This window comes from Shewanella putrefaciens, assembly GCF_016406325.1.
GTDB classification, from domain to species: domain Bacteria; phylum Pseudomonadota; class Gammaproteobacteria; order Enterobacterales; family Shewanellaceae; genus Shewanella; species Shewanella putrefaciens.
Genome location: NZ_CP066370.1, coordinates 1,514,021 through 1,538,432, shown reverse-complemented (window position 1 = coordinate 1,538,432; position 24,412 = coordinate 1,514,021). Strand labels below are relative to the sequence as shown.

General features: G+C 44.2%; 21 protein-coding genes and 1 pseudogene. 8 read left to right on the top strand and 14 right to left on the bottom strand.

Features of this window, described 5'->3' with window-relative positions:
- Positions 1–104: 104 nt before the first annotated feature.
- Positions 105–1,418 (bottom strand): methyltransferase, encoded by a 1,314-nt coding sequence (locus JEZ96_RS06850; RefSeq protein ID WP_025007487.1) that lies wholly within the window; start codon positions 1,416–1,418, stop codon positions 105–107.
- A gap of 201 nt (positions 1,419–1,619) precedes the next feature.
- On the opposite strand from JEZ96_RS06850, the gene JEZ96_RS06845 reads away from it, so the two are divergent.
- The gene (locus JEZ96_RS06845) at positions 1,620–1,853 is read left to right on the top strand and encodes a DUF1289 domain-containing protein (RefSeq protein ID WP_025007486.1); all 234 of its coding nucleotides are present in this window, start codon (positions 1,620–1,622) and stop codon (positions 1,851–1,853) included.
- A gap of 20 nt (positions 1,854–1,873) precedes the next feature.
- On the opposite strand, the gene JEZ96_RS06840 is transcribed toward JEZ96_RS06845, so the two are convergent.
- From JEZ96_RS06840 to JEZ96_RS06830, 3 genes and pseudogenes are all read right to left on the bottom strand, one after another.
- Positions 1,874–2,236: a YajD family HNH nuclease gene (locus JEZ96_RS06840; RefSeq protein ID WP_128090116.1), complete on the bottom strand. Its 363-nt coding sequence runs from the start codon at positions 2,234–2,236 to the stop codon at positions 1,874–1,876.
- A 135-nt stretch (positions 2,237–2,371) separates the two neighbouring features.
- Positions 2,372–4,350: pseudogene (locus tag JEZ96_RS06835) on the bottom strand (BCCT family transporter).
- A 394-nt stretch (positions 4,351–4,744) separates the two neighbouring features.
- Positions 4,745–5,329 (bottom strand): DUF502 domain-containing protein, encoded by a 585-nt coding sequence (locus JEZ96_RS06830; protein ID WP_011789938.1) that lies wholly within the window; start codon positions 5,327–5,329, stop codon positions 4,745–4,747.
- A gap of 159 nt (positions 5,330–5,488) precedes the next feature.
- On the opposite strand from JEZ96_RS06830, the gene JEZ96_RS06825 reads away from it, so the two are divergent.
- Positions 5,489–5,884: a VOC family protein gene (locus JEZ96_RS06825; protein ID WP_011789939.1), complete on the top strand. Its 396-nt coding sequence runs from the start codon at positions 5,489–5,491 to the stop codon at positions 5,882–5,884.
- A gap of 209 nt (positions 5,885–6,093) precedes the next feature.
- On the opposite strand, the gene JEZ96_RS06820 is transcribed toward JEZ96_RS06825, so the two are convergent.
- The 5 genes from JEZ96_RS06820 to JEZ96_RS06800 all read right to left on the bottom strand — a co-directional run bounded on the left by JEZ96_RS06820 (position 6,094) and on the right by JEZ96_RS06800 (position 13,874).
- Positions 6,094–7,716: a methyl-accepting chemotaxis protein gene (locus JEZ96_RS06820; RefSeq protein ID WP_128090117.1), complete on the bottom strand. Its 1,623-nt coding sequence runs from the start codon at positions 7,714–7,716 to the stop codon at positions 6,094–6,096.
- Between the two features lie 545 nt (positions 7,717–8,261).
- Positions 8,262–8,972 carry a phosphate signaling complex protein PhoU gene (phoU, locus tag JEZ96_RS06815; RefSeq protein WP_011789941.1) on the bottom strand — a complete coding sequence of 237 codons (711 nt, stop codon included), beginning with the start codon at positions 8,970–8,972 and terminating at the stop codon, positions 8,262–8,264.
- A 73-nt stretch (positions 8,973–9,045) separates the two neighbouring features.
- Entirely contained in the window at positions 9,046–9,864 is an 819-nt protein-coding gene (gene pstB, locus JEZ96_RS06810; protein ID WP_011789942.1) for a phosphate ABC transporter ATP-binding protein PstB, read from the bottom strand.
- 33 nt (positions 9,865–9,897) lie between these two features.
- A complete protein-coding gene (gene pstA / locus JEZ96_RS06805; RefSeq protein WP_025007484.1) occupies positions 9,898–11,556 on the bottom strand; it encodes a phosphate ABC transporter permease PstA in 1,659 nt (552 codons plus the stop codon).
- 59 nt (positions 11,557–11,615) lie between these two features.
- On the bottom strand, positions 11,616–13,874 hold the full coding sequence (locus JEZ96_RS06800; protein ID WP_011789944.1) for an ABC transporter permease subunit: 2,259 nt from the start codon (positions 13,872–13,874) through the stop codon (positions 11,616–11,618).
- Between the two features lie 198 nt (positions 13,875–14,072).
- Here JEZ96_RS06800 and JEZ96_RS06795 point away from each other — a divergent pair, with 198 nt between their 5' ends.
- From JEZ96_RS06795 to JEZ96_RS06785, 3 genes are all read left to right on the top strand, one after another.
- Positions 14,073–14,573: a glycine cleavage system protein R gene (locus JEZ96_RS06795; RefSeq protein WP_011919034.1), complete on the top strand. Its 501-nt coding sequence runs from the start codon at positions 14,073–14,075 to the stop codon at positions 14,571–14,573.
- A gap of 258 nt (positions 14,574–14,831) precedes the next feature.
- Positions 14,832–15,656 (top strand): DUF2797 domain-containing protein, encoded by an 825-nt coding sequence (locus JEZ96_RS06790; RefSeq protein WP_011789946.1) that lies wholly within the window; start codon positions 14,832–14,834, stop codon positions 15,654–15,656.
- Between the two features lie 314 nt (positions 15,657–15,970).
- Positions 15,971–16,540 carry a hypothetical protein gene (locus JEZ96_RS06785; protein WP_025007483.1) on the top strand — a complete coding sequence of 190 codons (570 nt, stop codon included), beginning with the start codon at positions 15,971–15,973 and terminating at the stop codon, positions 16,538–16,540.
- Positions 16,541–16,650: 110 nt separating this feature from the next.
- Here JEZ96_RS06785 and JEZ96_RS06780 read toward each other — a convergent pair whose 3' ends face one another.
- Positions 16,651–17,046, bottom strand: coding sequence for a VOC family protein (locus tag JEZ96_RS06780; RefSeq protein ID WP_014610256.1), 396 nt, complete (start codon positions 17,044–17,046; stop codon positions 16,651–16,653).
- Between the two features lie 449 nt (positions 17,047–17,495).
- Between JEZ96_RS06780 and JEZ96_RS06775 the strand changes: the two genes are divergently transcribed.
- The 3 genes from JEZ96_RS06775 to JEZ96_RS06765 all read left to right on the top strand — a co-directional run bounded on the left by JEZ96_RS06775 (position 17,496) and on the right by JEZ96_RS06765 (position 19,231).
- Positions 17,496–18,089: a LysE family translocator gene (locus JEZ96_RS06775; protein ID WP_011789949.1), complete on the top strand. Its 594-nt coding sequence runs from the start codon at positions 17,496–17,498 to the stop codon at positions 18,087–18,089.
- A gap of 26 nt (positions 18,090–18,115) precedes the next feature.
- Positions 18,116–18,670, top strand: a complete 555-nt coding sequence (locus tag JEZ96_RS06770; RefSeq protein ID WP_011789950.1) for a DUF1415 domain-containing protein — start codon at positions 18,116–18,118, stop codon at positions 18,668–18,670.
- Between the two features lie 72 nt (positions 18,671–18,742).
- Entirely contained in the window at positions 18,743–19,231 is a 489-nt protein-coding gene (locus tag JEZ96_RS06765) for a hypothetical protein (RefSeq protein ID WP_025007482.1), read from the top strand.
- A gap of 100 nt (positions 19,232–19,331) precedes the next feature.
- Here the strand turns inward: JEZ96_RS06765 and JEZ96_RS06760 are convergent, their stop codons facing one another.
- From JEZ96_RS06760 to JEZ96_RS06745, 4 genes are all read right to left on the bottom strand, one after another.
- Positions 19,332–21,236 carry a methyl-accepting chemotaxis protein gene (locus tag JEZ96_RS06760; RefSeq protein WP_198779869.1) on the bottom strand — a complete coding sequence of 635 codons (1,905 nt, stop codon included), beginning with the start codon at positions 21,234–21,236 and terminating at the stop codon, positions 19,332–19,334.
- Positions 21,237–21,558: 322 nt separating this feature from the next.
- Complete coding sequence (locus JEZ96_RS06755; protein ID WP_025007480.1) at positions 21,559–22,089, bottom strand: DUF4303 domain-containing protein; 531 nt, start codon at positions 22,087–22,089, stop codon at positions 21,559–21,561.
- Between the two features lie 123 nt (positions 22,090–22,212).
- Positions 22,213–22,686: an NTF2 fold immunity protein gene (locus JEZ96_RS06750; RefSeq protein ID WP_025007479.1), complete on the bottom strand. Its 474-nt coding sequence runs from the start codon at positions 22,684–22,686 to the stop codon at positions 22,213–22,215.
- Between the two features lie 185 nt (positions 22,687–22,871).
- Positions 22,872–24,158: an acetyl-CoA hydrolase/transferase family protein gene (locus JEZ96_RS06745; protein ID WP_011919025.1), complete on the bottom strand. Its 1,287-nt coding sequence runs from the start codon at positions 24,156–24,158 to the stop codon at positions 22,872–22,874.
- Positions 24,159–24,412 lie beyond the last annotated feature (254 nt).

Here is a 24,412-nt window from a genome sequence, read left to right as displayed (position 1 = left end):
TAACCACTGGCACGTTAACAGCATTAACACTAGTTTCAAATGAACTAATACAGAAATAGTTCATAAAAAACATTGCAGTACAGTATATTTTTAGACGCTATTTTTTAATCAACTGACTTTAACGCCAAAATGAGTGCATTTCTGGGTGTTACGCTGTTTGCACAAAATTCACTCACGCAAACTTGGTATCCCTGCTCCTGCAAAAAACAACAGCGATCGAGTATTAACCACTGTTCGAGTACTGAACGAAATAAATGCGCGACTAAATCAATGCGTCTGGTCAATCGTTGTCTTTGATACCCAGTTTCAAGCCAAAGATTAAAATCAATATGTTGTGGTAAATTGACCGATTTTTGTGTCGCGGCCCACAGGCAAAAATCGGCAAAACAGCCACTCAGTTGACTCTGTTTTATCGACGGAATCGGCAGATATTCATTCACGTTTTGGCATTGCCTCTGCAACGCATCAAACCCTAAACGCCACGCAATTTCTTGGTGACGTAGCGTCTGTTGTTTAGGGCTTGCAATCACACTCTGCTGCAGTGGTAATTGCAAATCATGGCGAGTCAGTGTGAGTGCACTCTGCTTTGCAACCTTTGATAAAGGCTGATAATGGCTCGCATGGATAAGATGATAACAACAGGGCGAAATAGCGAGCGCCTGAGTGCCCGCAGTCGCTGCAAGGGTTAACAATCGCACATGCAAGTCACCGCAGGCATGGAGCGCCACCGCGTGCTGCTGTGCGTATAAAGGATTTGAGTGTTTACCATCGCCACTCAAAGCACTATCGACAATGTCAAAGGCATCGACGCAAATAAAGCGTTGAGATAATTGCCATTTATGAGCAAAGGCTTGGCCTTCTTCACAGAGCTTTTCCTGCCATTCTAAGCTCACAACATCAACGCCGCGTGCTTTAGCAATTAATCGTCCTAAATGCCCCTTACCTGCACACCATTCAAGCACGGGTAAATCATGGTGAGGTAAATGCTGCACAAATGCACGAATTTGCTCCCACTTACGGCCCTTTATATGGGCACTAAAATGGGCTTCATCCTCAAAAGAAAAGCGAGTGGCCGAAATATGCTTTGGTTTATTTGCGTCAGCACTATCAATAAGTTCAGCATTTGAAGTGCGTAGCAGGGCTAAATTCCACTTTAGGCCTAACGTCTTCAAATCAAGATCTAATGCGGGAGATAGGGCATCGACTAACAAGCCTTGATCTGCATCGAGTTTATCCAAGTTTTCATCAGCGATGGCCCATACCGCCTCGGCTAGATGCGGGAACTTAGCGGCCCAAGGTAAGGACGATGCCTCAAAAGCACGCATTTGCCAGAGGGAAGTACTCTGCTCAAGCAACTGATTCAGTTCGCTAAACTTCTGTGAGTAAGTGAGTATTGTATGCAAATTATCTTGGTTCACGTTATGCCCAGTGTAAAAATGCTTGTCTTGCCATCAGCTCACTTTATCTTGCCTAGTCGATGGCTTTAATAGACAAAAGGTTTAATGGACAAAATGACTTTAATGAGAAAAATGTTAGTATCGTGGCGCGCTAGCGCGAACTTAATCTCAAGCTAGCACCTAACATTAACGGTTAACCATCGTCACCGAAAAAGGATCAACATGCTTTCACCCTGCGTAGCCCGCTGCGGCTTAAATGATGAAAATTATTGCATGGGCTGTTTTCGTCATATTGATGAAATCGTCCGTTGGCGCGATGCCAGCGAAGCGCAACAAGTTGATATATTAAACCAACTCCCAGCCCGTAAAGCCTTGTTTAAAGACGATGAAAATCAACATGTATTAAGCCGCGCAACATGGCTAGAAGCTGAGGCCCGTTTAGCGAAAAAAGCCTGACAATGTCAGGCCTTTTGTCACTATTTTTTCATCATGGCTTTTAAATCGGCAAAAGGATTGTAGGTCGCCGCGGCTTGTTTGGTCTCAGTAGTGCTACCGTAGCGGATCAATTCTTCAAAACGGGAATGTTCGTTATCGTGGCAATACAAGCACAATAACTCCCAATTTGATCCATCAGATGGATTATTATCGTGATTATGATCCCTGTGGTGCACCGTCAGTTCGCTTAGGTTTTTCGGGGTAAATTCTCGAGTACAGCGGCCACACACCCAAGGATAAAGTTTTAACGCCTGCTCACGGTAACCACTCTCACGTTTGGCTTTGCATTCCCGCGCCTCGGCTAATACTTTATCTAATTTACTCTCACCTTGATTAACTGACATGCTGTCACCTTACTTAAAACAGACCTCAAAAATTGCCCCAAGGATAATCTGACTTATCACTTGGAGCAATATGAGCCTTAGATCATAAGGCGTTAAACACATTCTAATCCACACATTCACTCGCAAAAAAACGGTTTATGCAACATGCCCCTGATCAGCGCTAGAAAGATGTAGATAGTGCAAATATTTTTCATATTGGGTAACGACATCCGCCAAGATTTGCTCTTCGGTATAACCCATTACATCGTAATGCTGCCCACCCTGCTCAAGGTAAACCTCAGCGCGATAGTACGACGTATTCCCTTGCTCTAGCTCTTCCCCTATCGGGTTTACAATCTCAAAACAACGCAAACGTACACCGTATACAAAGGGTAAGTTAACTTCATTACTGACAACTAGCCTGACTTTTCCCTCGATGTATTCGAGATCAGCGACAATACCTTTGCTCATAAAACGCTGACAGACTTTTGATAATGCAGGGGTCGCCACATTATTGATAAAGACCCGTGCGTCTTCCTCTGTCGGATGTGACACTAGCACTTCAATACGCTCCTCCCAACTGATATTGGTTTTGGCGTACTGCACGCTAGTATTGTGCATCTGTACACTGTTGATCTTAAGCCAATCATTTTTTAGTGCTTTATATAAACCAAGGCACATCAATAACATAACGACTAAAAATGGCATAGCACTGGCAATTGCCGCGGTTTGTAATGCCTGTAGCCCCCCCCCGCCAATAACAGCACTGAAGCCACCACACCTTGAAGTAATGCCCAAAATACTCGCTGCCATACAGGTGCATTGTTATCACCGCCAGAGGTCAAGTTATCAATGACTAAGGAGCCAGAGTCCGATGATGTGACGAAAAAAGTCACCACTAAACAAATCGCAATGCCTGACAGCAATGTCGAAAATGGCATATGTTCAAAAAACACAAATAGCGCCACAGAAACATCGGTATTGACCGCCTCAGCTAAATAAGTCGCCCCTTGATGCATAATGGCGTTGATAGCCGAATTACCAAATACTGTCATCCATAGGAAGGTCAATGCCGAAGGCACAAATAACACACCAATTAAAAACTCACGGATTGTTCGACCACGGCTCACCCGCGCAATAAAAGTCCCAACAAATGGCGACCATGAAATCCACCACCCCCAATAGAGTAATGTCCAACCACCCAGCCAATCTTCCTTCTGTTGATAGGCATATAAATTAAAGGTTTTATTCACTAAATCACTTAAATATCCGCCGGTATTTTGCACAAAAGCCTGTAATAACATCACAGTGGGACCGAGGATTAACACAATACACAAGAGTAAAATCGCCAGACCAAGGTTAAGCTCACTCAAACGCTTTACCCCTTTGTCGAGCCCAGAAAACACCGAAAGCGTTGCTAATAGGGTAATACCTATGATGAGAGACACTTGCACTAGAGTGTTATTGGGTAAGTCGGTAAACAGATAACTCAGTCCTGAATTGACCTGCAACACCCCAAACCCCAGTGATGTCGCCACACCAAACATAGTACCGAGCACGGCAAAGGTATCGACCGCATGACCAATAGGCCCATAAATTCGCTCACCAATTAAGGGATACAGGGCACTGCGGGGTAATAGGGGTAACTTATGGCGATAGGAAAAATAGGCTAGGCTCAACGCCACCACGCCATAGATTGCCCAAGCGTGAATCCCCCAATGGAAGAAAGTGATCTTCATCGCCTCTTTAGCAGCGGCAATGCTTTCGGGAGTCGCATCGGGTGGCGCCAAAAAATGCATTACGGGCTCAGCCACCCCAAAAAACATCAGGCCGATGCCCATCCCCGCCGAAAACAACATGGCAATCCAGCTTTTATAGCTATAATCGGGCACGGAATGATCGGGGCCAAGTTTGATATCACCAAAACGGCTCACCATCACAAAAATGATAAAAATTAAAAAAATAGCCACACTCAAGATATAAAGCCAACCTGCTTTCATCTCTATCCATGACTGCATTGATTTAAAAAAAGCATTCGCCTCTGTTGGCCACACTGCGCAAATCATCACCATTAAGGTGATAAGAAAAACCGATGAATAAAATACCGGTGGGTTGATACTCGTTTTAATCGACATTAAGACTCCCTTGTTTTAGCAAGCTCCCTATTCAGCCAACTGAATCCTCGTTTAGTACACCGGATTCATTGAATAAGCGTAGATAACGGAATAATCGCGACGCCAATGCCACGACATATACAGATGTCATAGCCAACACACCCAATAATGCATAACAAGCATTCGCTTTTCGCAATACCTTGTCATGTCATATTCGTTATCTTGTTTTATTCGATAGGAAATAGAACATAGGTGAGCTAATCCCAATAAAAGCCACAGTATAAGGCTCAGTTTAAACTGGGATAATTAGCATAAAAAATGGCGACTCATTAAGCCGCCACAGAATTATACCACAAAATGCACAAAACTTGATATTTAACCCTATCAATAGGGTTTAAACTGACTTAGATGTCGCCTATTGGGTCGCAGGTGTTTGAGAAATTCCCGCCGTAAGATTAAAGCGCATCGCCTCCTCAAATGACCAATCGACAAGAATAAGATCATCTCGCTTAACTAAACTCGTTACCCCCGCCATTTGATAACTCAATTGAAATAACACTGGCACCCAATCTCCCTCGGGTAATGCATCGAGTAAGGGCTTAGGCGGAGTATCTGTCATAATAAACCCGACCACATAACCCCCATTTGCTTGTTTAACCAACACTGTTTGTTGGGTATTTAGCTTGCCTTCACGATTCATCAGGGAAGCAATATCGCGAATACTGCCATACACAGACTTAAATAAAGGAAAGCGCATTAACTGACGCTCTATCCAACCATAGATCCATACGATGGGACTGACCGAAAACAATAATCCGACCGCAAACACTAAGGCCACGACTAAGATAAAACCGACACCGACAAAATGTTGGTTAATCCCTACCAACGCTAAAATAAAAATCCCTAAACCATCCAAAGACACAAATAACGACCAAAACAACCAGAGGCTTAGGGCCATAGGGAGTAAGTTCATTAAGCCGCGGGCTAAGGTTTTCTTCATGACACTCTCATTTCATCTATGGGATAAAAAAGGCATAAAATATTTACGCCTAGAAACACCACAAATGCTACCACAGAGTCACTTTTGCATCAGCACTTGATGTAAGGTAAGGCGCAGATAAAATCAATAACAAATCGCTATGGCATCGAGGGAAAGAATATGCGCGTGACTCGCCTAGACCACTTAGTGTTAACCGTAAAAGATATCGAGGCCAGCGTCGCCTTCTATCAAAGTGTATTAGGAATGAAAAAAGTGATATTTGGCAACGGACGCGTTGCCTTAATTTTTGGCGATCAAAAAATCAACTTACATCAAGCGGGTGCTGAATTTGAGCCTAAGGCCGCCCTAGCAACGCCCGGCAGTGCCGATCTGTGTTTTGTGGTCAGTCATAATATTGAAGCAGTAATCACCCATTTAAACGCCCTTCAAATTGATATCATTGAGGGTCCGGTGCTACGAACTGGCGCCACAGGTCGGATAAACTCTGTCTATATCCGCGACCCTGACTTAAACCTGCTTGAGTTATCCGAATATCTGCCCGCCTGCACGCGGTAGGCAAGATAGCCTTATAGCAGAAGGTAAACTGGCTTTATTACCTCTACTGTTCGCTTTGGATTTAAAAGAAATGTGATGGCAAAAAACAATAATGTGGTCGGTGTAACAGCTTTTGTAAACCAAGGCATTGGCTAACAATGGGGATAGAAAGGTGTTTAGTATTCAGTTTTGACTTAACACCTTTCCAATATTGATCTGTCGTAGATGGCCTAAACTTTAAAAGACGTTACCAGCGAATTTAAGGTTTCTGCTAAACGAGCAAGATCGGCACTTGATGCTTGAGTTTCATGGGCCCCCGCAGAAGTTTGATGTGACAAATCTCTTATATTCAAAAGGTTGCCATCAACCTCCCGCGCCACTGTCGCCTGCTCTTCTGCTGCACTGGCAATGGTAAGATTTTGTTCATTAATTTGAGCAATAGCGGTGGCAATCTGTTGTAAGGCATCACCTGCCTGCTGGGCAATAAGCAAGGTTTCAGTGGCACGATTGCTGCTATTTTGCATGGTGTTAACGGTAGTCTGAGTTTCAGCTTGCACTAAATGCATCATACGCTCAATTTCTTTGGTTGATTCCTGTGTACGATGTGCCAATGCGCGCACCTCATCGGCAACTACGGCAAAACCTCGACCACTTTCACCTGCTCTGGCAGCTTCAATAGCAGCATTCAATGCCAACAAGTTAGTTTGTTCGGCAATGCCTCTAATCACGTCCAATACTGAACTGATTTCGTTTACCCGACTCGCTAATTGTTGAATTCCCTGACGGGCTTGTTGTAATTCACCTTCAAGGGTTTGTATGGTTTGAATCGTATGCTGAACACGCTCTTTGCCTTGACGAGCTTTAATATTTGCGGTTTCAGAGTCACTCGATGTTGCACTGGCACTGCGGGCAACTTCTTCAATGGCTGTCGTTAATTCAGTCACCGCCGTCGCTGCTAATTCGAGTTCTTGACTTTGCTGGTGTAATGTCTGGCTAGATTGATCGGTAACGACGCTAAGCTCTTCAGAGGTCGCGGCCAATTGCGAAGATGAGTGATTAATTTCACTTAGTGTTTGCTGCAATTGCTGTTGCATAACAGCCATGCTGCGGATCATATCCCCAGCTTCGTCCGCGGCATCATCGGCAAACTTTTGGGTTAAATCGCCACTGGCAATACGCTGACAGATGGCTACGGCATTTTGCATAGGGCCAATGAGACTGCGGCTAAAGAAATAAGCCAGCACAACGGCTCCGATAACCGCAAAAACCACAATAGCAATCATAGTACTAAGTGCTAATTCTATCGTGTGTTTTGCACTGTTTGCTTCCACTAAGGATCTTTCTTGCTGGTAATCTGCTAAGGCACTTATCGCATTTGATACTTTAATAGCGGCATCATTTAACCCTGCATTACGCAATGCAATAGACTCGGTATATTGGCGTTGCTCGTTTAATCTCAGGATCTGTTGATGCAGTTGATCGTAGCCGTCTTTGGCTTTTAATACCTGCTCTAGTACCTTGCGCCCTTCTGGCGTACGTTGAAACACCTCTACTTTATCAATATTGGTTTTAAAGTTATCCAGCTCATTACGGATGCGATCGCGATGACGTTGCCGTTCAGCATCCGTTTCCGCATACATTAAATTAAGTGTATACAGCCTAATAAATAGAAAATCTTTGTTGAGTTCACCAGCTAGTAACGAAGCTGGGAGTCGATGCTCTGCGATATTACTGATATTGACTTCAACACTGTTAAAGCGCTGAATGGCGGTAAGTCCCACTAAAACCGTGAGCAACGTCATAATGCCAAAGGCAACGCTTAAGCGTTTGCCGATTTTTAGTTTTCTTAACATTGTATAGCTTCCTGCATTGAAGGCTGTTTACTGTTTCACCCCGTCAAGGTTAGTACGGTAAAAATGGAACGGCTTGCAGTCTTGAGAGTGATATGAATAACGAGGCGAGGTATTAACAACATTGCTTCGTTAAAGTAACTTTAACACCCGACCTAACTAAAGGCATCAGTAAATACTTGTTTTTGATCAAATTTTTTAAAAGTTGTTTATGGCAAAAGCAATCTAATTTGGACATCATGTTGAATGAATACTGTGGATTTTTGACAATTTCTTAGTGAATTATTGTCAAAAATGTTGAGAGCAAGAATAATTGGGCCTACATAGTCGCCCTAGATTTAGCTCATAAGCCATATTAAAACTGTAGATAATTCACGCTATCGTCTAACTGTTTTTAACGTACTGATTACGCTAATGTCCAAAAGATGAGCCAATGGACATCGGCATTTGATTAATGGCATTTAATACCACCAAAAGCAAAACGCTCCACAGAGACTGCGGAGCGTTTTATTTAGCAAAGGGATTAAACAGTAAAGTTGGCGCTTGTCTTAGCCTTTCATATCCTTTTCCATATCTTCGTAGGAAGTATGGCGAACATCTTTACCTTTTACGTAGTAAATAATGTATTCGCAGATATTTTTACAACGATCACCGACACGCTCAACTGCGCGTGCAGCCCACAGTACGTCTAAAATATCGGGGATTGAGCGTGGGTCTTCCATCATATAGGTCATTAGCTGACGGATAATGCCTTCATATTCGCGGTCAAGCTTGGCATCTTCTTTGTGCAGTTCTAACGCAGTATCGGCATCCATACGCGCCAGCGCATCTAAGGTCGCATGTAACATGCGAGTCGCATGGCGGCCCATATTTTCAATACTAACTAACAAAGGTTGTTGATTATTTAAACGCTTATCGAGTGCCGCTTTTGCGATTCGCACACAAGCATCACCAATACGTTCTAGATCGGCAATGGATTTAGATATGGCAATAATTAAACGCAAATCACTGGCCGCGGGTTGACGTTTCGCAATGATGCGGGTGCATTCCTCATCAATCGAAACTTCCATACCATTGACTTTATGGTCGCCATCAATCACCCGTTGGGCTAACTCAGCATCGAGGGCACTTAAAGCATCAATTGCTTGTTCTAGCTGACGTTCAACCAAGCCACCCATAGCGAGTACGCGGTTACGGATATCATCTAGTTCAGCAGTAAACTGTCCTGAGATATGCTTACTTAAATTCATATTTTCCATTTGGCCAACCTTTTACTCAAGTGTTTCAAGGCCTAGGCTCTCGCCTAGACTATGGCGTTTATTTAGTCACTGATTAACCGTAACGTCCGGTGATGTAATCTTCTGTTTTACGTTTTTTCGGCGTAGTGAAAATGGTATTGGTATCCGCATATTCCACTAATTCGCCCATATACATAAAAGCAGTTTGATCCGATACCCGTGCCGCCTGTTGCATATTGTGAGTCACTATCACCACGGTATATTTGGTTTTCAGCTCAGTGATTAACTCTTCAATGGTTAAGGTTGAAATAGGATCGAGTGCCGATGTGGGTTCGTCGAGTAATAGCACTTCTGGCTCAATCGCAATTGCACGGGCAATCACCAGACGTTGCTGTTGACCACCCGATAAACCAAAAGCGTTATCGTGCAATCTGTCTTTCACTTCATCCCAAATAGCCGCGCCGCGCAGTGAACGCTCAGCGGCTTCATCTAAGTCTCGACGATTATTAATGCCTTGCAAGCGTAAGCCGTAAACCACGTTCTCATAGATCGACTTTGGAAATGGATTTGGACGTTGGAACACCATACCCACATTTCGACGCAGGGCTGCCACATCAATTTTTTTGTCGTAAATATTTTGACCGTGCAGCAAAATCTCGCCGTCGATATAGCAGTTATCCACTAAATCGTTCATACGGTTAATGCAGCGCAGTAAGGTCGACTTACCACACCCGCTGGGGCCGATAAAGGCTGTGACTTGCTTCTTGGGGATCTTCATCGATACATTAAACAGCGCTTGCTTATCGCCATAGCGCAAATCTAAGTTGCGGATCTCCAGAGCGGTATCGTTCTGGCTTAAGTTCGCCAAATCAAAGGTGTTCGTTTTCATTGCTGTCGAATCTATAGAAATCATATTCAGTCCTAATACTTTCAGGATAATCGCTGGTTAGTGCTCAAGCGAACGATATTTTTCACGTAAATGATTACGTACACTAATGGCTGTTAAGTTAAGTGCCACTATCACAGTCACCAGCAAGAAGGAGGTCGCATACACCAGAGGACGCGCCGCTTCGACGTTAGGACTCTGGAAGCCAACATCATAAATATGGAACCCTAAGTGCATGAACTTACGTTCCAAATGCACAAACGGGAAGTTAAAGTCCAGTGGTAATGTCGGTGCTAATTTCACCACACCCACCAACATCAGCGGCGCCACTTCACCGGCAGCGCGAGCAACGGCTAAAATCAGACCCGTCATGATCGCAGGGCTTGCCATCGGGATGACAATCCGCCACAGGGTTTCGGCCTTAGTGGCACCCAGAGCCAAACTGCCTTGACGTACGGCGCTTGGGATCCGACTTAACCCTTCTTCAGTCGACACAATAACCACTGGCAGAGTCAGAATCGCCAATGTCAGTGCCGACCAAATCACCCCAGGCGAGCCAAATGTGGGCGCAGGTAAGGCTTCAGCGTAAAACAATTGGTCGATGGAACCGCCCATCATGTAGACAAAGAAACCTAAACCGAATACACCATAAACAATGGAAGGAACACCTGCTAAGTTAATCACGGCAATACGGATCATCTTAGTGATCGGCCCTTTTTTGGCATATTCATGCAGATAAATTGCCGCAACTACACCAAAAGGCGTCACAATAATTGCCATAAGCAATACCATGAATACGGTGCCAAAAATCGCCGGAAACACTCCACCTTCGGTATTGGCTTCACGGGGATCATCCTTCATAAATCGACCTAGGCCCACAAACCAATGGCGTACTTTACCCAGCAATCCCAAATGATTCACATAGGTCACATCCAAAACCGAATCAAGCTTTAACTCCACTTCAACACCACGCATATCGCGCACGATAACCGAATCGCGGGCAGCCTCATCACGTAGGGTAAAGAGTTCTTTTTCCAGCACTAAGTAATCTTTCTGGAGGGCCTCCTTCGCCGTAGCCAGTTCTAACTTACGGCTATCTGTCAGCTCACCATCTAACTCATAACGACGCTCTTTTAAACGCAGTCTTTCGATTGCGTAGTTAATTGCACCAATATCTTGCTTTTGTAGTTTGAGTGCCTTGTCCGACAGGGCTACCGCTCGGTCAATATGTTCCATCAGTGATGACTCTATAGCATCATTCACTAAATCAAGGCGCTTACCATCTTCTATTACTGCCACCGGATAACCATAAAAGTTACCGTTTTTAGTACGCTCAATCATGGCGACATCCTCAGGAACGGAGCGACTAATAATGTCAGTCGCTAATATCCAACGGAAATCTAAGCCAACAAATTCACGGTTACCGGTTTTGACTAAGTAACGGGTTACAAACTCGGCAGGAGGCTCTTTAAACACATGTCCCGCAGCAATAAGACGCTCAGATGGGACTTCTTCCCTATCGTAAATCTCACCGATTAAGGTTGAGCGAACACCCGAACTATCCTCAAGCTCCCATTGATAAATATCCGCAGGCCAGAAGTAACTTAAGCCACGCCATGCTATCAGCAGTAATAAGCCCAATACCGCAATCAAACTGATGCTCACCGCTCCGCCTGTCATCCAAATCCACGGCGAGCCTGATTTTACCCACTTACCCATTGCACAAACCTCTCAAGGTCATTGGCGAAATAGTATTTAAAGTCATTATCTTATCTCCGTTACAGCGAGCTATAGCGGTCACGTAGACGCTGTCTCACCACTTCAGCAATGGTGTTAAAGAAGAAGGTAAATACGAACAACACAAATGCCGCGAGGAAGAGCACACGATAATGGGAGCTACCAATCGCCGACTCTGGCATTTCTACTGCAATGTTCGCAGCCAAGGTACGCATACCTTCAAACACGCTCCATTCCATAATCGCGGTATTACCTGTTGCCATCAGTACAATCATGGTTTCGCCCACGGCGCGCCCCAGCCCCATCATTACCGCGGAGAAAATCCCAGGACTTGCGGTTAATAGCACGACTCGCGTTAAGGTTTGCCAAGGTGTAGCTCCTAGCGCCAAACTGCCGTTTGAAAGATGGCGAGGTACAGAAAAAATGGCATCCTCAGCAATCGAGAAAATGGTTGGTATCACCGCAAAGCCCATGGCGATACCCACCACCAGCGCGTTACGTTGATCGAAGGTGATACCCAGCTCATTAGTGATAAACTGACGGGTGTTACCATCGAACAGGGCGACTTCAATCATCGGACTAATGGCAAAGGAGAACCAACCGATAAAACAAATCACGGGGATAAGCATAAGCTCTTGATATACCTCGGGTAAACGCTGTTTCCATTGAACAGGTAATCGACTCCAAGCATAGGCTGAGGTCAGGATAGATGTCGGCAATAACACCAAGAGAATTAAAATACCGGGTAAATGCTCCTCTATCAGCGGCGCCAACCAGAGTCCCGCCAAGAAACCTAAAATCACCGTTGGCAAAGCTTCCATAATTTCAATTGTTGGTTTAACTAAAGCGCGCACTTTAGGTGACATAAAGTAAGCCGTATAAATAGCGCCAGCAATGGATAATGGCACCGCAAACAACATGGCATAAAGTGCCGCTTTCATCGTGCCAAAGGCTAATGGCATTAAACTTAACTTGGCCTCAAAGTCATCGGAGCCAGAGGTGGATTGCCATACAAATTTAGGCTCAGGATAACCTTCGTACCAAACCTTGTTCCACATAGCGGTCCATGACACTTCAGGGTGGGAGTTCTCCACACTGAAGATATGTAGCTTCTTATCCGCTTCAACCACTAAGCTATTTGAGCGAGGGCTAAAACCCATCATACCGGGGTTTTTAAGATCAAATTTTTCGTCAAAGAGTTCACGATGGCTTGTGGTGTAGAGTAATGACAACTCCCCTTCTGGGCTGATTACGGCAAAACTCTTACGGTAAAATTCAGAGGCGATAGAGGCAATAGGAGGTAAGTCATTAAACTCACGGATTTCCTGATATAAGCGACCTTTAGGACCATTGACTTGAAAGTACTGAGCAACCACACCTGAGTCATAGCTGACCAAAATAGAGCTAGCGCCCGCTAACAGCGCTATCTGATTCACCTTTGACTTATCCTTCTCAGCATCAATCACTTGCATTAATTCAATATTTTCAGCATCACGGATATCGTATACAAAGACTTTGTTGCCCATTTGCAACATCAACTGACGCTGGTCTGGCGTCATCAACTGCTGAGCCACTTTTTTAGGTGCATCTTGAATAATCGACGTCGTGGTCGTCCATTCAACCTGCTCAGTCATCAGATTCTCTTGACCTTCGAGGCGGCTTAAACGCCAAATCCCAAGATGATCTTTATAGGCAAAGCTCATCTTATCTGAGCTATAAATAAAAGTAAGTTTGGTAATTGCCGCACCTGACTCGTCAATAGTGACAGGGGCTTCGCCAGCAGGGTAACGTAATTTAGGGGTGATCAAGCGCTTGTTATTTGGGTAAGTTAAACCAAACTCAATCCCCACTATCAAAGCTTGACCATTGCTTAATCCTAGTGCGAAGCGTTGTTCACTCGGTGCAGCTACCGCAGCACTTGTCACTGTCACGCCCTCTGGTAGTGACTGCGAAAAAGATGAGAGCAAACTGCCGTCAGCCACAGTGTAAAAATCCACTTGACCATCAACGGAGACACGGTACATGACCTCATTTTGTTCATCGACGCCAACCATAAGCGTCGCAGTATCGGCATGCTGATAACTCACCGTTTTTATAGGCGTCACATCCGCACTATCAAAAATGGGTTTTATCACATACAGCAAATAAAAGAAGATCAACAATAGGGCGACAAACACCATAGTGCCGCCAATAGTGACCCCAATTTGAGCCGCTTTATCCTTAAATGCCCTGCGACTTGAACGTCCACCTTTCAACATATTGTGAGACGCAGAACCAGGTTGAGTGACCTGACTTTCCATTAAGAACCTCTATTTATTAATAGCTAGCGTTTTTCGCTAGGATTTGCTGAGTGCTATGCTTACACTGTTTGAACGTAAACTGAGCAATTACAACATCCTTCATTCTAAGTGCGTTGGATTATATGACGCAAAGATGACAGTTGTGTTACACCCCGTTTTAAAACAGGTGCCTTTTATTCAAAATAGGAGTCAGTCACTATGCTACGATATTTGATCACACTACAAGCACCTGATAGAAAAGGATTAGTTGAACAAATTGCCCATGCGGTAAGCCGTCACGGTGGTAACTGGCTCGACTCAGAACTCCGCCATATTGACGGTGTCTTTGCCGCTATTTTGTTACTCGAGATCCCCTCAATGCGCATGGACGAATTAATCGAAGCCCTAGAATGCATTGATGGCCTCACCCTCACCTATGCTAAAACATCGGTATCCCTCAAGCCCATTAAACGCTTAAGCTACAGCCTTGTCGCCTACGACAGACCGGGGCTAGTACTTGATATTTCAAATAAAATTAATGCACTTGGGATCAATATCGAACAATTTAGCAGCCAATATGAAACCGCTGGTCACACGGGTATCGCCTTATTTCGCGCAACGATTAGCCTTGGATTAACCGATACAGCCCAAGAAGATCAACTTGCTGAATCTCTCTATGCCCTAGGGGATGATCTCGTGCTTGACCGATTGAGCCGTTAACATTGCACTTTATCTCAAGACTAAATAGCTAAAAGACAAAATGCCGCCGAGTAACTACGGCATTTTGTCTCCGTTATCGTGGAGAGACTGCTCCAACCGGCTCTCTCAACTTACTATCAATCGACTCTCTTAATAAAAAATCCTATCTAAACTGGTTTGGATAATCTTGTATACTGCCAACCACGCAGTGACATTAAAGATAATGTGTGCACTTAACGCTTGATGAGCACCAAGATGCACACAAAAATAGGAATACCCATGTTAGGAACGCTAAAAAAGATGCGCGCGCAACTAGATGATGCGCAGCAAGTACAATACCAGCTCATTGTTGGGGATGAATTACTGCCACTCAATCCTTTAATAGGTAAATCACTCACCTTGACGCATACAGGCAATATTTATTGTTGTAATTGCGGTAAAAAGACCAAAAAGAGTTATTCGCAGGGGCATTGTTTTGTGTGTATGCAAAAACTGGCTAGCTGTGATATGTGCATTATGAAACCAGAAACCTGTCACTACGACCAAGGGACTTGCCGCGAACCCGATTGGGCGCAAAACCACTGTTTCGTGCCACATTATGTGTATCTGTCCAATACTTCAGGCGTTAAAGTCGGCATTACCCGCCATACTCAACTGCCCACCCGTTGGATAGACCAAGGTGCCACCCAAGGTTTACCGATATTTAAAGTCTCAACAAGGCAGCTTTCAGGTTTAGTTGAAGTCGAACTCGCTAAATTGGTTAATGACAAAACCCATTGGCAAGCCATGTTAAAGGGCCATGCCGACGATATCGATTTAAATGCTAAGGCTGCGGAACTGATCCCGCAAATTGAAGCAAAGCTACATGAAATCGGTATGCAAAAAGGCGACTACCGCATCGATCGCTTGCAGGAAGAGATTCAAACAATTCATTATCCGATTGATACCTTCCCCAAAAAAATCACCTCACATAATTTTGATAAGGAAGCCGTTGTCAGCGGGATTTTGCAAGGAATTAAAGGCCAATATTTACTCTTTGATACGGGGGTGATTAATATCCGTAAATTTAGTGCCTATGAAGTGAGTGTGGCGTTAACTGACTGATATAAGGTAAAATCCATGTCAAATGAGTGTGTTGAAATCCGTTATGGCTGTCAGCACACTCATTGCTAAACCGTTAGATGACAGTAGTAAAGCGTCTAGATAGCTTAAGTAGAACGTCGATATGCTGAACGACATGCTGAGAATAGAACCTCAACAGGCTCATACCCAAAGCATTGGTGCAGTACCAGTGTTTAGCATGATTGATTACCCTCATCTTGCAATAACTCATTAGCACTCACGCCCTGCGTTCATATGGATGAAAATGGCGCTCGGCTTCCCCAAAGTAAAAAACATCTTTATATGGAATATTCTTGATGAAACAAGAACCTCAAAATTTTATCCGTCGCTGTGCATTCCAACAAAAATTACGTAGTAAGCAATCAGGAATATTTTTGCTCTTGATAATCCCACTGATAATAGCAAGCGGTCCATGGAAGGAACTGACGGCATCGCTATCGGCAGAACCCTGGGATATAGGATTTACAATTGTTGTCGTTTTAGCCGTTGTGATGGCATTTTTCTTCGTCTTCTTGATCATTTCTGAATCGATAAGACTAGGCAAAGCCGCTAAAAATGAACAGAGGAAATTAGCCGAAGCAGGGCCAGATGGTTATTACATCGATATCTATCAAGAGGGCCTTATTTTTAATCTCTACGATGCCGAATTTCACCTTTTTGAGATGAAGCAACAATTTGTCCCTTTGGATGAAATTGCCAGTACAAAATACTCAAAATACAAAGGCATACGCACCTTGACGATCAACTTTGCCCACATTTCCCGCCAAGTGTCGTTCACGCCTAGAGAAATGAATGTGGATGATTTTGATTTTATAAAGGAATTTCTCGAGACTCATATTTCCAATCGAGGGAATAAGTCAGCTTAAGATAGGCTGGTTAATTAAACATAGGCGCGCTGCGTTGTGTACAGCTTAAGTCACACAACGCGCGCTATTATTGGACAAGCTTGGTTTAGATGAATTTGTATGTGGATGCACTAACCTTGCGCTTCCATGTAGACAAGTTCCCAGATATGCCCATCGGGATCTTCAAACGCATGGCCGTACATAAAACCCTGATCCTTGGCTTCACGATAGGCTTTACCGCCATGTTGCTCTGCGAGCTTAACTAGTTGGTCGACACGTTGCCGACTTTCGCAGTCAAGGCAGTTGAGCACTTCAGTCATGGCATGGGCATCGACAATCGCCTTATCCGTAAAGCCGGAGAAGAAAGGCTTAGCCAGCAACATCACAAAAATATTGTCCGCTATAACAACACAGGCTGCCTGTTCATTGCTGTATTGCTCATTGATAGCAAAACCAAGTCCTGAGTAGAAATAGCGTGATTTCTGAACGCTCTCAACAGCCAGATTAACAAAGATACTTTGTGCCATAATAATTTCCCTTTATTAAGTACTAATCGCGCCATCAGACGCTAAGTTCACAACCTTGTTAGACATATCACTGCTGCAACACTGACAATCAATATTGAAAAATCAACGATACGTCGATGTTGCTCGAGGCATAATCATCTCCTCAAATAATTGAATTAGCAATCTCTAAAACAATAAATCGTGTGCTAGAAGTACCTTATTATTTAAACGTCGATCGTCCTATTTCACCGTTTGGGTTGTGGGCAGAGATAACAGCATTTCATCGATAGTACAGAACCTTTATCGTATTTTTTGAGATCGACGCCATACGACATATAGGCGCGGCCAAATTTACCCGCTAGAATGCCTCGCCGAGTGTCTGTCAGAGCAATAGCAACAGCACTTAAATTTGAGGGAAAATGCCCTTATCACAATGCCAAAAACGACAATTACAGGTATGAGATCTATCTATGGAGTTAATACTCGCTATCGCGCTATTTGCCTTTTCATCGGGGATCACCCCGGGGCCAAATAATATTATGCTGATGACTTCAGGGGTGAATTTCGGCGTTAAACGCAGTATTCCACATCTGATGGGCATAAGCCTTGGTTTCCCGACCATGATCTTAGCCATTGGTCTAGGCTTAAGCGCGGTATTTCAAGCCTATCCTATTATCCATCAAGTGATTAAAGTCATCGGCATCGCATACCTTTTATATCTCTCTTGGTTGATTGCCAACAGCAGTAGCAAGATGGAAGGTAAGGCCATTGCAAAACCTTTTAGTTTTATTCAAGCGGCAGCCTTTCAATGGGTTAACCCTAAAGGCTGGATTATGGCGGTGGGTGCAATTGCGACCTTTACCTCAGTACAGCAGGAATTAACTCCGCAAATCATCACGATTGCGACGGTGTTTTTATGTGTCGCCTTTCCCTGTGCTATTGTCTGGCTTGGTTTTGGAGTGGCCCTGAAGCGGATTTTGAAAAATGAGCGGCAGCAGAAGATATTTAATATCACTATGGCAGTCTTGCTTGTGGCGTCTATCATCCCTATGATCGCCCCCTAATTTTTAAGTACGAGCAAACCACCGCCATGAACGAAATTGACATGATCACTCAACAAACCGACAACTGGGTGAAAAAAGTGATCATGAAATACAATATTTGCCCCTTCGCCAGACGCGAAGTCGAGCGCGGCAGTATTCGCTATCTTGTGGTGGAACAAACTAAAGTCAAACTCGTGCTCAAGGCGCTCATCGAAGAATGCCAATATCTTGATGCGCACCCCGAAGTCGAAACTACGCTGTTTATTCTGCCCCGAGGTTTTGAGGGTTTTTATGCTTATCTTGACCTCGTCGATATAGCAAATGACGAATTATTCGATAACGACTACGAAGGCGTTTATCAACTTGCACACTTTCATCCCGACTATTGTTTCGAGGACGAACCACAGGATTCGGCGGCGAATTTTACCAACCGCGCGCCTTATCCAACCCTGCATATTATTCGCGAAGCCAGTATGGAGTTAGCTCTTGCTAACTACAATGACCCCGAAACTATCCCCGAGCGCAACATCGCCTTTTGCGAACGCAAAGGCAGCGATTTTTTCGTCAAATTGCTAGCAGAGTGCATGGGGAAATCAGCTTAATAGTACTTTGGGCAACACATTTACTGCGTAAAAATCAGTTGTACGCTTCAATGAAAAAGGAATGTAACCGCGATGGACTTAATAATCCCACCAGCATTAAAACCGTTTTTAAGCACGGCGATTCCTGACTCACGCCAACTCGATATCGGTTTTGCCCTATTTGAATTTCCAAGATGTGAAGACCTAATCGATTTTCAAATGGGTTATCGCTGGCACGGTATCACCCGAGCGCGGGAACCTGCTTGGGATAACAATTGGTTAGTGTTGGCAAGCTCCCATGGCGACCCCTTAATTTATCATTTAAAGGACGGGCATATTCTTTTCGCTCGTCATGGTGCAGGCCGTTGGGAGCCCAGTCTTCTTTTTACCGATTTAGCCCAAATGTCTCGCTGCTTTAATGAGATTGCGGCCCTTATCACTGAAGCGGATGAAGCCATTTTCGATGATAACTTCAATATCCAGCCAACTTATGTTGAGCTAATTAAAACGATGATTGTTAACCATGTAGGGCTTGAACAAGGCAACCAGATAATCGAGCAATTGGAAATCAAGGCCTACTAACATCATAGGCCGTAGAAATTTAAATGATATAAATCATAACATTAAGCATATCTATGACCTCTTTATCATGGTCCGTAATGCTCACGAATAAGATCAAAACCTATAACTGAAAACGTCTTAGTAATCCTTTTAACGTAACACCAAGGCTAGCAAGATCATCAGCGGAGTGCGCTGTTTCTGCCGCGCCATCAGCGGTTTGCTCGGCAATATCCCTCACTCTCACAATACTTTTATTAATATCTTCTGCCACGGCGCTTTGTTCTTCCGAGGCAGCCGCGATTTGATGTGTCATATCCTGGATACGGCTAACCGCATCGGCAATATCCACTAACATTTCACCCGCTTCGCGGGATAATGACACTGCGCCATCACTCAATGTCCGGCTTTTGGTCATCATTTGTACCGACTCCAATGTCCCCTTTTGCAAATTAACAATCATATTTTCAATTTCTTCGGTAGAGGATTGTGTTCGACTCGCAAGGCTTCGCACCTCATCGGCCACCACTGCAAATCCCCGTCCCGCCTCACCTGCTCTTGCTGCTTCAATGGCCGCATTTAGCGCGAGTAAATTGGTCTGTTGTGCAACCGATTTGATCACATCAAGGACGGAACCGATACTGTCGCTTTCCGATTGTAAGCGCTCCATCGCATGTGCCGTGGTCGCTATTTCCTTGGCTAACAGTTCGATTTGACTGACCGCTTCAATAACTTTTTTATTACCTATCGCAGTGGTGTGATCCGCCTCTTTAGCCGCTAGCGCGACATTTTCAGCACTGGTAGATACCTCTTGCACTGTCGCCGCCATTTCATTAATCGCGGTAGCAACTTGGTCAGTTTCACTACGCTGATTTTGCATACCCGCACTATTTTGTTCAGTGACCGCAGAAAGCACCTCAGCCGATGAAGCCAACTGCACCACGCTATCACCTATTTGTGTCAACACTTGCTTAAGGGTGCTATTCATTTCACCCATGGCACGCAATAATTCCCCCATCTCATCCTGACGCTCTGAGTGGATAGTGCTGCTTAAATCACCTGCGGCAATTTTTCTCGCCGTAAGGAGAGTTTGTTTAAGTGGCCCGACAATTTGTCCACTGATTAACCACGCAAGTAAGGGGCCGACAACCAAGGCGACAATTAACGCGCCAAGTACCACGGCCTTTGCTTGGGCATCAGCGTCTGCCCGTTTATGCTTTTGGGTGTCAACTAATTCACGAATATTCACCATCAATGTTTGTGCTGCGCCGCCCATTGACTGGGCTAGGTTATCTATATCACGGTTAACATTGACCATAGCATCAATATCATGGTCGTAACGGTCCAATATCTGGATGGCTTGTGCGGTATCCTCCCCCTTAAGTGTGGCGATAGTCTGTGACAATCTAGCAATGGCATCTTTTGCCGTTTTTAAATTAAGATCACTAGCATCATAGACATAGCCTCGGATGTGATAACGTAACATGGTCATTTGCTGGCTAACACTTAAGGCATCTTTTAATAATTCAGTATTTTGTGTCGCTTGGGCCCTGTTGGTCATTCTATCGACCAGCTCCGCATAGGTGGCAACCAACTTGGCCCCCACTTGAGCCCCCGTGACTTTCAATTCCTGTTTATGCTTAAACACATCACTAAACTGATTTATCGATTGATGATACCGATCCATCGCCACTAACGATTCTTGAAGATACTGCCGATCGTGGACATCGCTAGACGCTGACAATTGTTGCTGTAAACCGCTTTTTGTATTTTCAATTAAGCTCTGGAGTTCATCCAATTTGGTTAAATCGCCATTTGCAATAAATTCTAATCGTGCAGCCTTGGCCGCAAGCAATGTTTTATCGACATTGGCAATAAACTCCAACCGACTACTGCTGATATCGATTGAGGTAAGTCCCCTGTATCCAGCCGCTGCCACAATAAATATCAGCAATAACAAGATCCCAAAACCAAGCCTTAACTTATTGGTTACCGTCATGTTTCCTAGCAGGCGGCGCAAACCTTCCATTTAAATACCCCATATCAAATTTAAAAATGAATATACAAATCCAATGCAATTGTAATGAGTTTTTCATGGCCGTTTATTGACCCAGTTAACCAATCTATAAAATACATTATATGTATAACATTTAAATTAAAGATGTATTGTGGAAGTCAGAAGTAAGAGAAAGCATTGCGGGAATGACGGCAAAAATGAAAGGGTGATGACATATCATAGTAGAACCGCCACGGATGGACGGTCATTAAGGAGAGGATGATACCAGTCACGTGAGTAACTGCATTCGATTTACAATAGACACACAGCCAAATTAAAACAATAAAGTTGAGCACTACGACAAGACTGGTGACATCACAATATCCGATACATCTTCATCATGGTCGATACTAAAGGCCATAAAACCATCGGTTTTAGGAATCGCTTGATAGACTTCAGTTTGGGTAAACTGCACTAGGCATTCGTTAAACACTGCGCGTATTTGCCGCACTATCTCCTCCCACTCACTAAAGTCATCCTCGGGTAAGCTCTGTTGAATCGTCTGCAACTCATCCTCTGAAAGCACATAACATGTACTAAAACATTGATACTCCCAGTCACCTGTATTGAATTTAAGTTCTTGGATTGCCTCAGGGCTTTGGTATGACTCAGCCCATTCCTCAGACTGGTAATAGGTCAATCGCTGCTGAAAATCTGCCTCGGTATTAAAACAAAGATTTAATTCTGCATATTCCGCATGGGTGTCAAAAGCAAAGGCATAAAAGGTTTTATCTGGATGAGCTAATAAAAATTGCTCAACCTCAACCGTTGTAAACCGCAATATCTCGGCTTTGATTCGAGCAATAAGAGCATTATCTAATGGCATAAAGATGTTCCATTTACACAATATTTTTTGTGTCTCAGTGCGTCACTTAAATTAAACCGACGTTACTAAACTCAATGCTTTTAGTCATTTTTTACTGACGTCAAGCATTGAGAACAAGCTGAATTAAAGGATTTGTACGCTCCATTTCTCATTGCCATAGCGACGATTTTTATAGCTATCGATACGCCATTCATCGGCTTTTTTGAGAGCAATAAACAAATACTCATCTTCGAACTTAGTGTTGGTTTTAATATAGATTTCGGCTCTGCTTTTATTTTTTAAAGTAATTTGCACTTCAAGAGGATGATCGCAACCATTAAATTTTGAAGGAAACCCGAAGGAATTACGCACTTTTCCGCCGTAAATACGGGGCTTATCGGTGCAAAAATCGTCAAATAATGGCGCTATTTGCTCATTCAGTAAAGCAAACCAATCGGTTTGCTTCGCATAATGGAATTCAGCCACTGGCAATTCCTGCCGTAGCTTATCTTCTTCGGCAGTTCTTTCGGTATAGAGGGTATTTTCGATACTGTTCCAGCGTCTACAAAAAGATAACAATCTCTCTGTTAAATATGCTTTTAATTCAATCTCATCCATTTAAATTATTGACTCCTTTATTTATAAGTCTGTCGGTCAAACCCGCCAAGAGTTTATACCATATCGGGACAGACGAATGACTCTTTACCGCGATTAAACGACGTATTAAAACCAATCCTTTACGCTCAAACGAGCTTGCACCACTGCAAACTCGATAGCAAGCCATAACACCAAGATTTACAATGCTATAGATTTAATCCCCACACATCAAAGGCATCACGACTCAGTTGTTCCCTAAAATCAGGGTGAGCGATGGCGATCAGCGCTTGTGCCCGTTCGCGTAGGCTGCGGCCGCGCAAATTCGCCACGCCGTATTCGGTCACTATGTAATGCACATGGGCTCGAGTGGTAACAACCCCTGCGCCTGGTGATAACACGCTGGCAATGCGAGAAAGCGTCCCACCTGCGGCAGTGCTTGGCAGGGCAATAACGGAGCGTCCACCTTCGGATAACCCCGCACCACGGATAAAATCCATCTGCCCGCCCACGCCCGAATAAATTTTAGTGCCAATGGAGTCAGCGCACACTTGCCCTGAAAGATCGACCTGCAACGCCGAGTTAATCGCCATCACATTGGGGTTTTTACGGATAATTGCGGTGTCATTCACTTGCTGAATATCCATAAAAATCACCGCTGGATTATCATCAACATAATCATATAGTTTTTGGCTACCAAGGGCAAAACCTGTGACCAATTTCCCGGGATAAAAGCACTTTTTACTATTGTTAATCACGCCTTTTTCAACCAGTTGCAAAATGCCATCAGAAAATAGCTCAGTGTGAACGCCTAAGTCCTTGTGCCCTGTCAAACAAGACAACACCGCATCGGGAATAGCGCCTATGCCCATCTGCAAACAGGCACCATCTGGCACCAATTGCGCGACGTGTTTCCCGATGGCCAAACTCACGGCATCACCAGTCGAGAAAGAATGAATCGGCAGGGCCGCACTCTGTTCATACACAGCAGCAAAACGGTCTATATGGATAAAGCCATCGCCGTGGGTGCGCGGCATTTGTGGATTAATATGGGCGATAATTTTACCCGCCACTTGGCAAGCCGCAAGCGTGGCTTCGACTGAAATCCCTAAGGAGCACATACCGTGTTTATCGGGCGGCGACACTTGGATAATCGCGGTATCGATTTTTTGCTCGCCGCTACGAAAGAGTTTGGGCACTTCCGAGAGAAAAATCGGCACATAATCCGCATCGCCACTTTGTAATAATGCCCGAGTGGGCACACCGCCGAAAAAACAACGATGCCGTAAATGTCCTTTTAAACTAGGGTGGCTTAAGGATTCTGCTCCTTCGGTATGCAATTGTAATAGCGTGAGATTATCTTTAGTCAGTGCGTGCTGCGCCAACGCATCTAATAAAATTCTTGGCGTTGCCCCCATGGAATGGGTCCACAGGTATTCACCGCTTTGAATTAATGAAACCGCATCGAGCGCGCTATGACAAATAATGGGAGGCATAATGAATTTCCTTCGCTAAGCATAATGGCGGTTCCCAATCCTAGCTCACCCACCCGATATCAAACCTAGACGCGCATAAATCCAGTTAAAACGCGAAAAGTCTGTTTATTGAGAAGACTAACTGCGGTGGTGGTAAATAAATGAGGAACACATATTGCGTCGCAGTGTAAGGTAAATCTTAATTAAGTAACATCTATTTCAAGGGCTTAACAGGACTGTTTATCGATAATTTGCGCTATATCATAACTCTAACA

Excerpts from the sequence above, each read along its gene's own strand:
- JEZ96_RS06845 (WP_025007486.1), top strand. The coding sequence starts at position 1,620 with ATGCTTTCACCCTGCGTAGCCCGCTGCGGCTTAAATGATGAAAATTAT.
- JEZ96_RS06840 (WP_128090116.1), bottom strand. The coding sequence starts at position 2,236 with ATGTCAGTTAATCAAGGTGAGAGTAAATTAGATAAAGTATTAGCCGAG.
- JEZ96_RS06830 (WP_011789938.1), bottom strand. The coding sequence starts at position 5,329 with ATGAAGAAAACCTTAGCCCGCGGCTTAATGAACTTACTCCCTATGGCC.
- JEZ96_RS06825 (WP_011789939.1), top strand. The coding sequence starts at position 5,489 with ATGCGCGTGACTCGCCTAGACCACTTAGTGTTAACCGTAAAAGATATC.
- JEZ96_RS06820 (WP_128090117.1), bottom strand. The coding sequence starts at position 7,716 with ATGTTAAGAAAACTAAAAATCGGCAAACGCTTAAGCGTTGCCTTTGGC.
- phoU (WP_011789941.1), bottom strand. The coding sequence starts at position 8,972 with ATGGAAAATATGAATTTAAGTAAGCATATCTCAGGACAGTTTACTGCT.
- pstB (WP_011789942.1), bottom strand. The coding sequence starts at position 9,864 with ATGATTTCTATAGATTCGACAGCAATGAAAACGAACACCTTTGATTTG.
- pstA (WP_025007484.1), bottom strand. The coding sequence starts at position 11,556 with ATGGGTAAGTGGGTAAAATCAGGCTCGCCGTGGATTTGGATGACAGGC.
- JEZ96_RS06800 (WP_011789944.1), bottom strand. The coding sequence starts at position 13,874 with ATGGAAAGTCAGGTCACTCAACCTGGTTCTGCGTCTCACAATATGTTG.
- JEZ96_RS06795 (WP_011919034.1), top strand. The coding sequence starts at position 14,073 with ATGCTACGATATTTGATCACACTACAAGCACCTGATAGAAAAGGATTA.
- JEZ96_RS06790 (WP_011789946.1), top strand. The coding sequence starts at position 14,832 with ATGTTAGGAACGCTAAAAAAGATGCGCGCGCAACTAGATGATGCGCAG.
- JEZ96_RS06785 (WP_025007483.1), top strand. The coding sequence starts at position 15,971 with ATGAAACAAGAACCTCAAAATTTTATCCGTCGCTGTGCATTCCAACAA.
- JEZ96_RS06780 (WP_014610256.1), bottom strand. The coding sequence starts at position 17,046 with ATGGCACAAAGTATCTTTGTTAATCTGGCTGTTGAGAGCGTTCAGAAA.
- JEZ96_RS06775 (WP_011789949.1), top strand. The coding sequence starts at position 17,496 with ATGGAGTTAATACTCGCTATCGCGCTATTTGCCTTTTCATCGGGGATC.
- JEZ96_RS06770 (WP_011789950.1), top strand. The coding sequence starts at position 18,116 with ATGAACGAAATTGACATGATCACTCAACAAACCGACAACTGGGTGAAA.
- JEZ96_RS06765 (WP_025007482.1), top strand. The coding sequence starts at position 18,743 with ATGGACTTAATAATCCCACCAGCATTAAAACCGTTTTTAAGCACGGCG.
- JEZ96_RS06760 (WP_198779869.1), bottom strand. The coding sequence starts at position 21,236 with ATGGAAGGTTTGCGCCGCCTGCTAGGAAACATGACGGTAACCAATAAG.
- JEZ96_RS06755 (WP_025007480.1), bottom strand. The coding sequence starts at position 22,089 with ATGCCATTAGATAATGCTCTTATTGCTCGAATCAAAGCCGAGATATTG.
- JEZ96_RS06750 (WP_025007479.1), bottom strand. The coding sequence starts at position 22,686 with ATGGATGAGATTGAATTAAAAGCATATTTAACAGAGAGATTGTTATCT.
- JEZ96_RS06745 (WP_011919025.1), bottom strand. The coding sequence starts at position 24,158 with ATGCCTCCCATTATTTGTCATAGCGCGCTCGATGCGGTTTCATTAATT.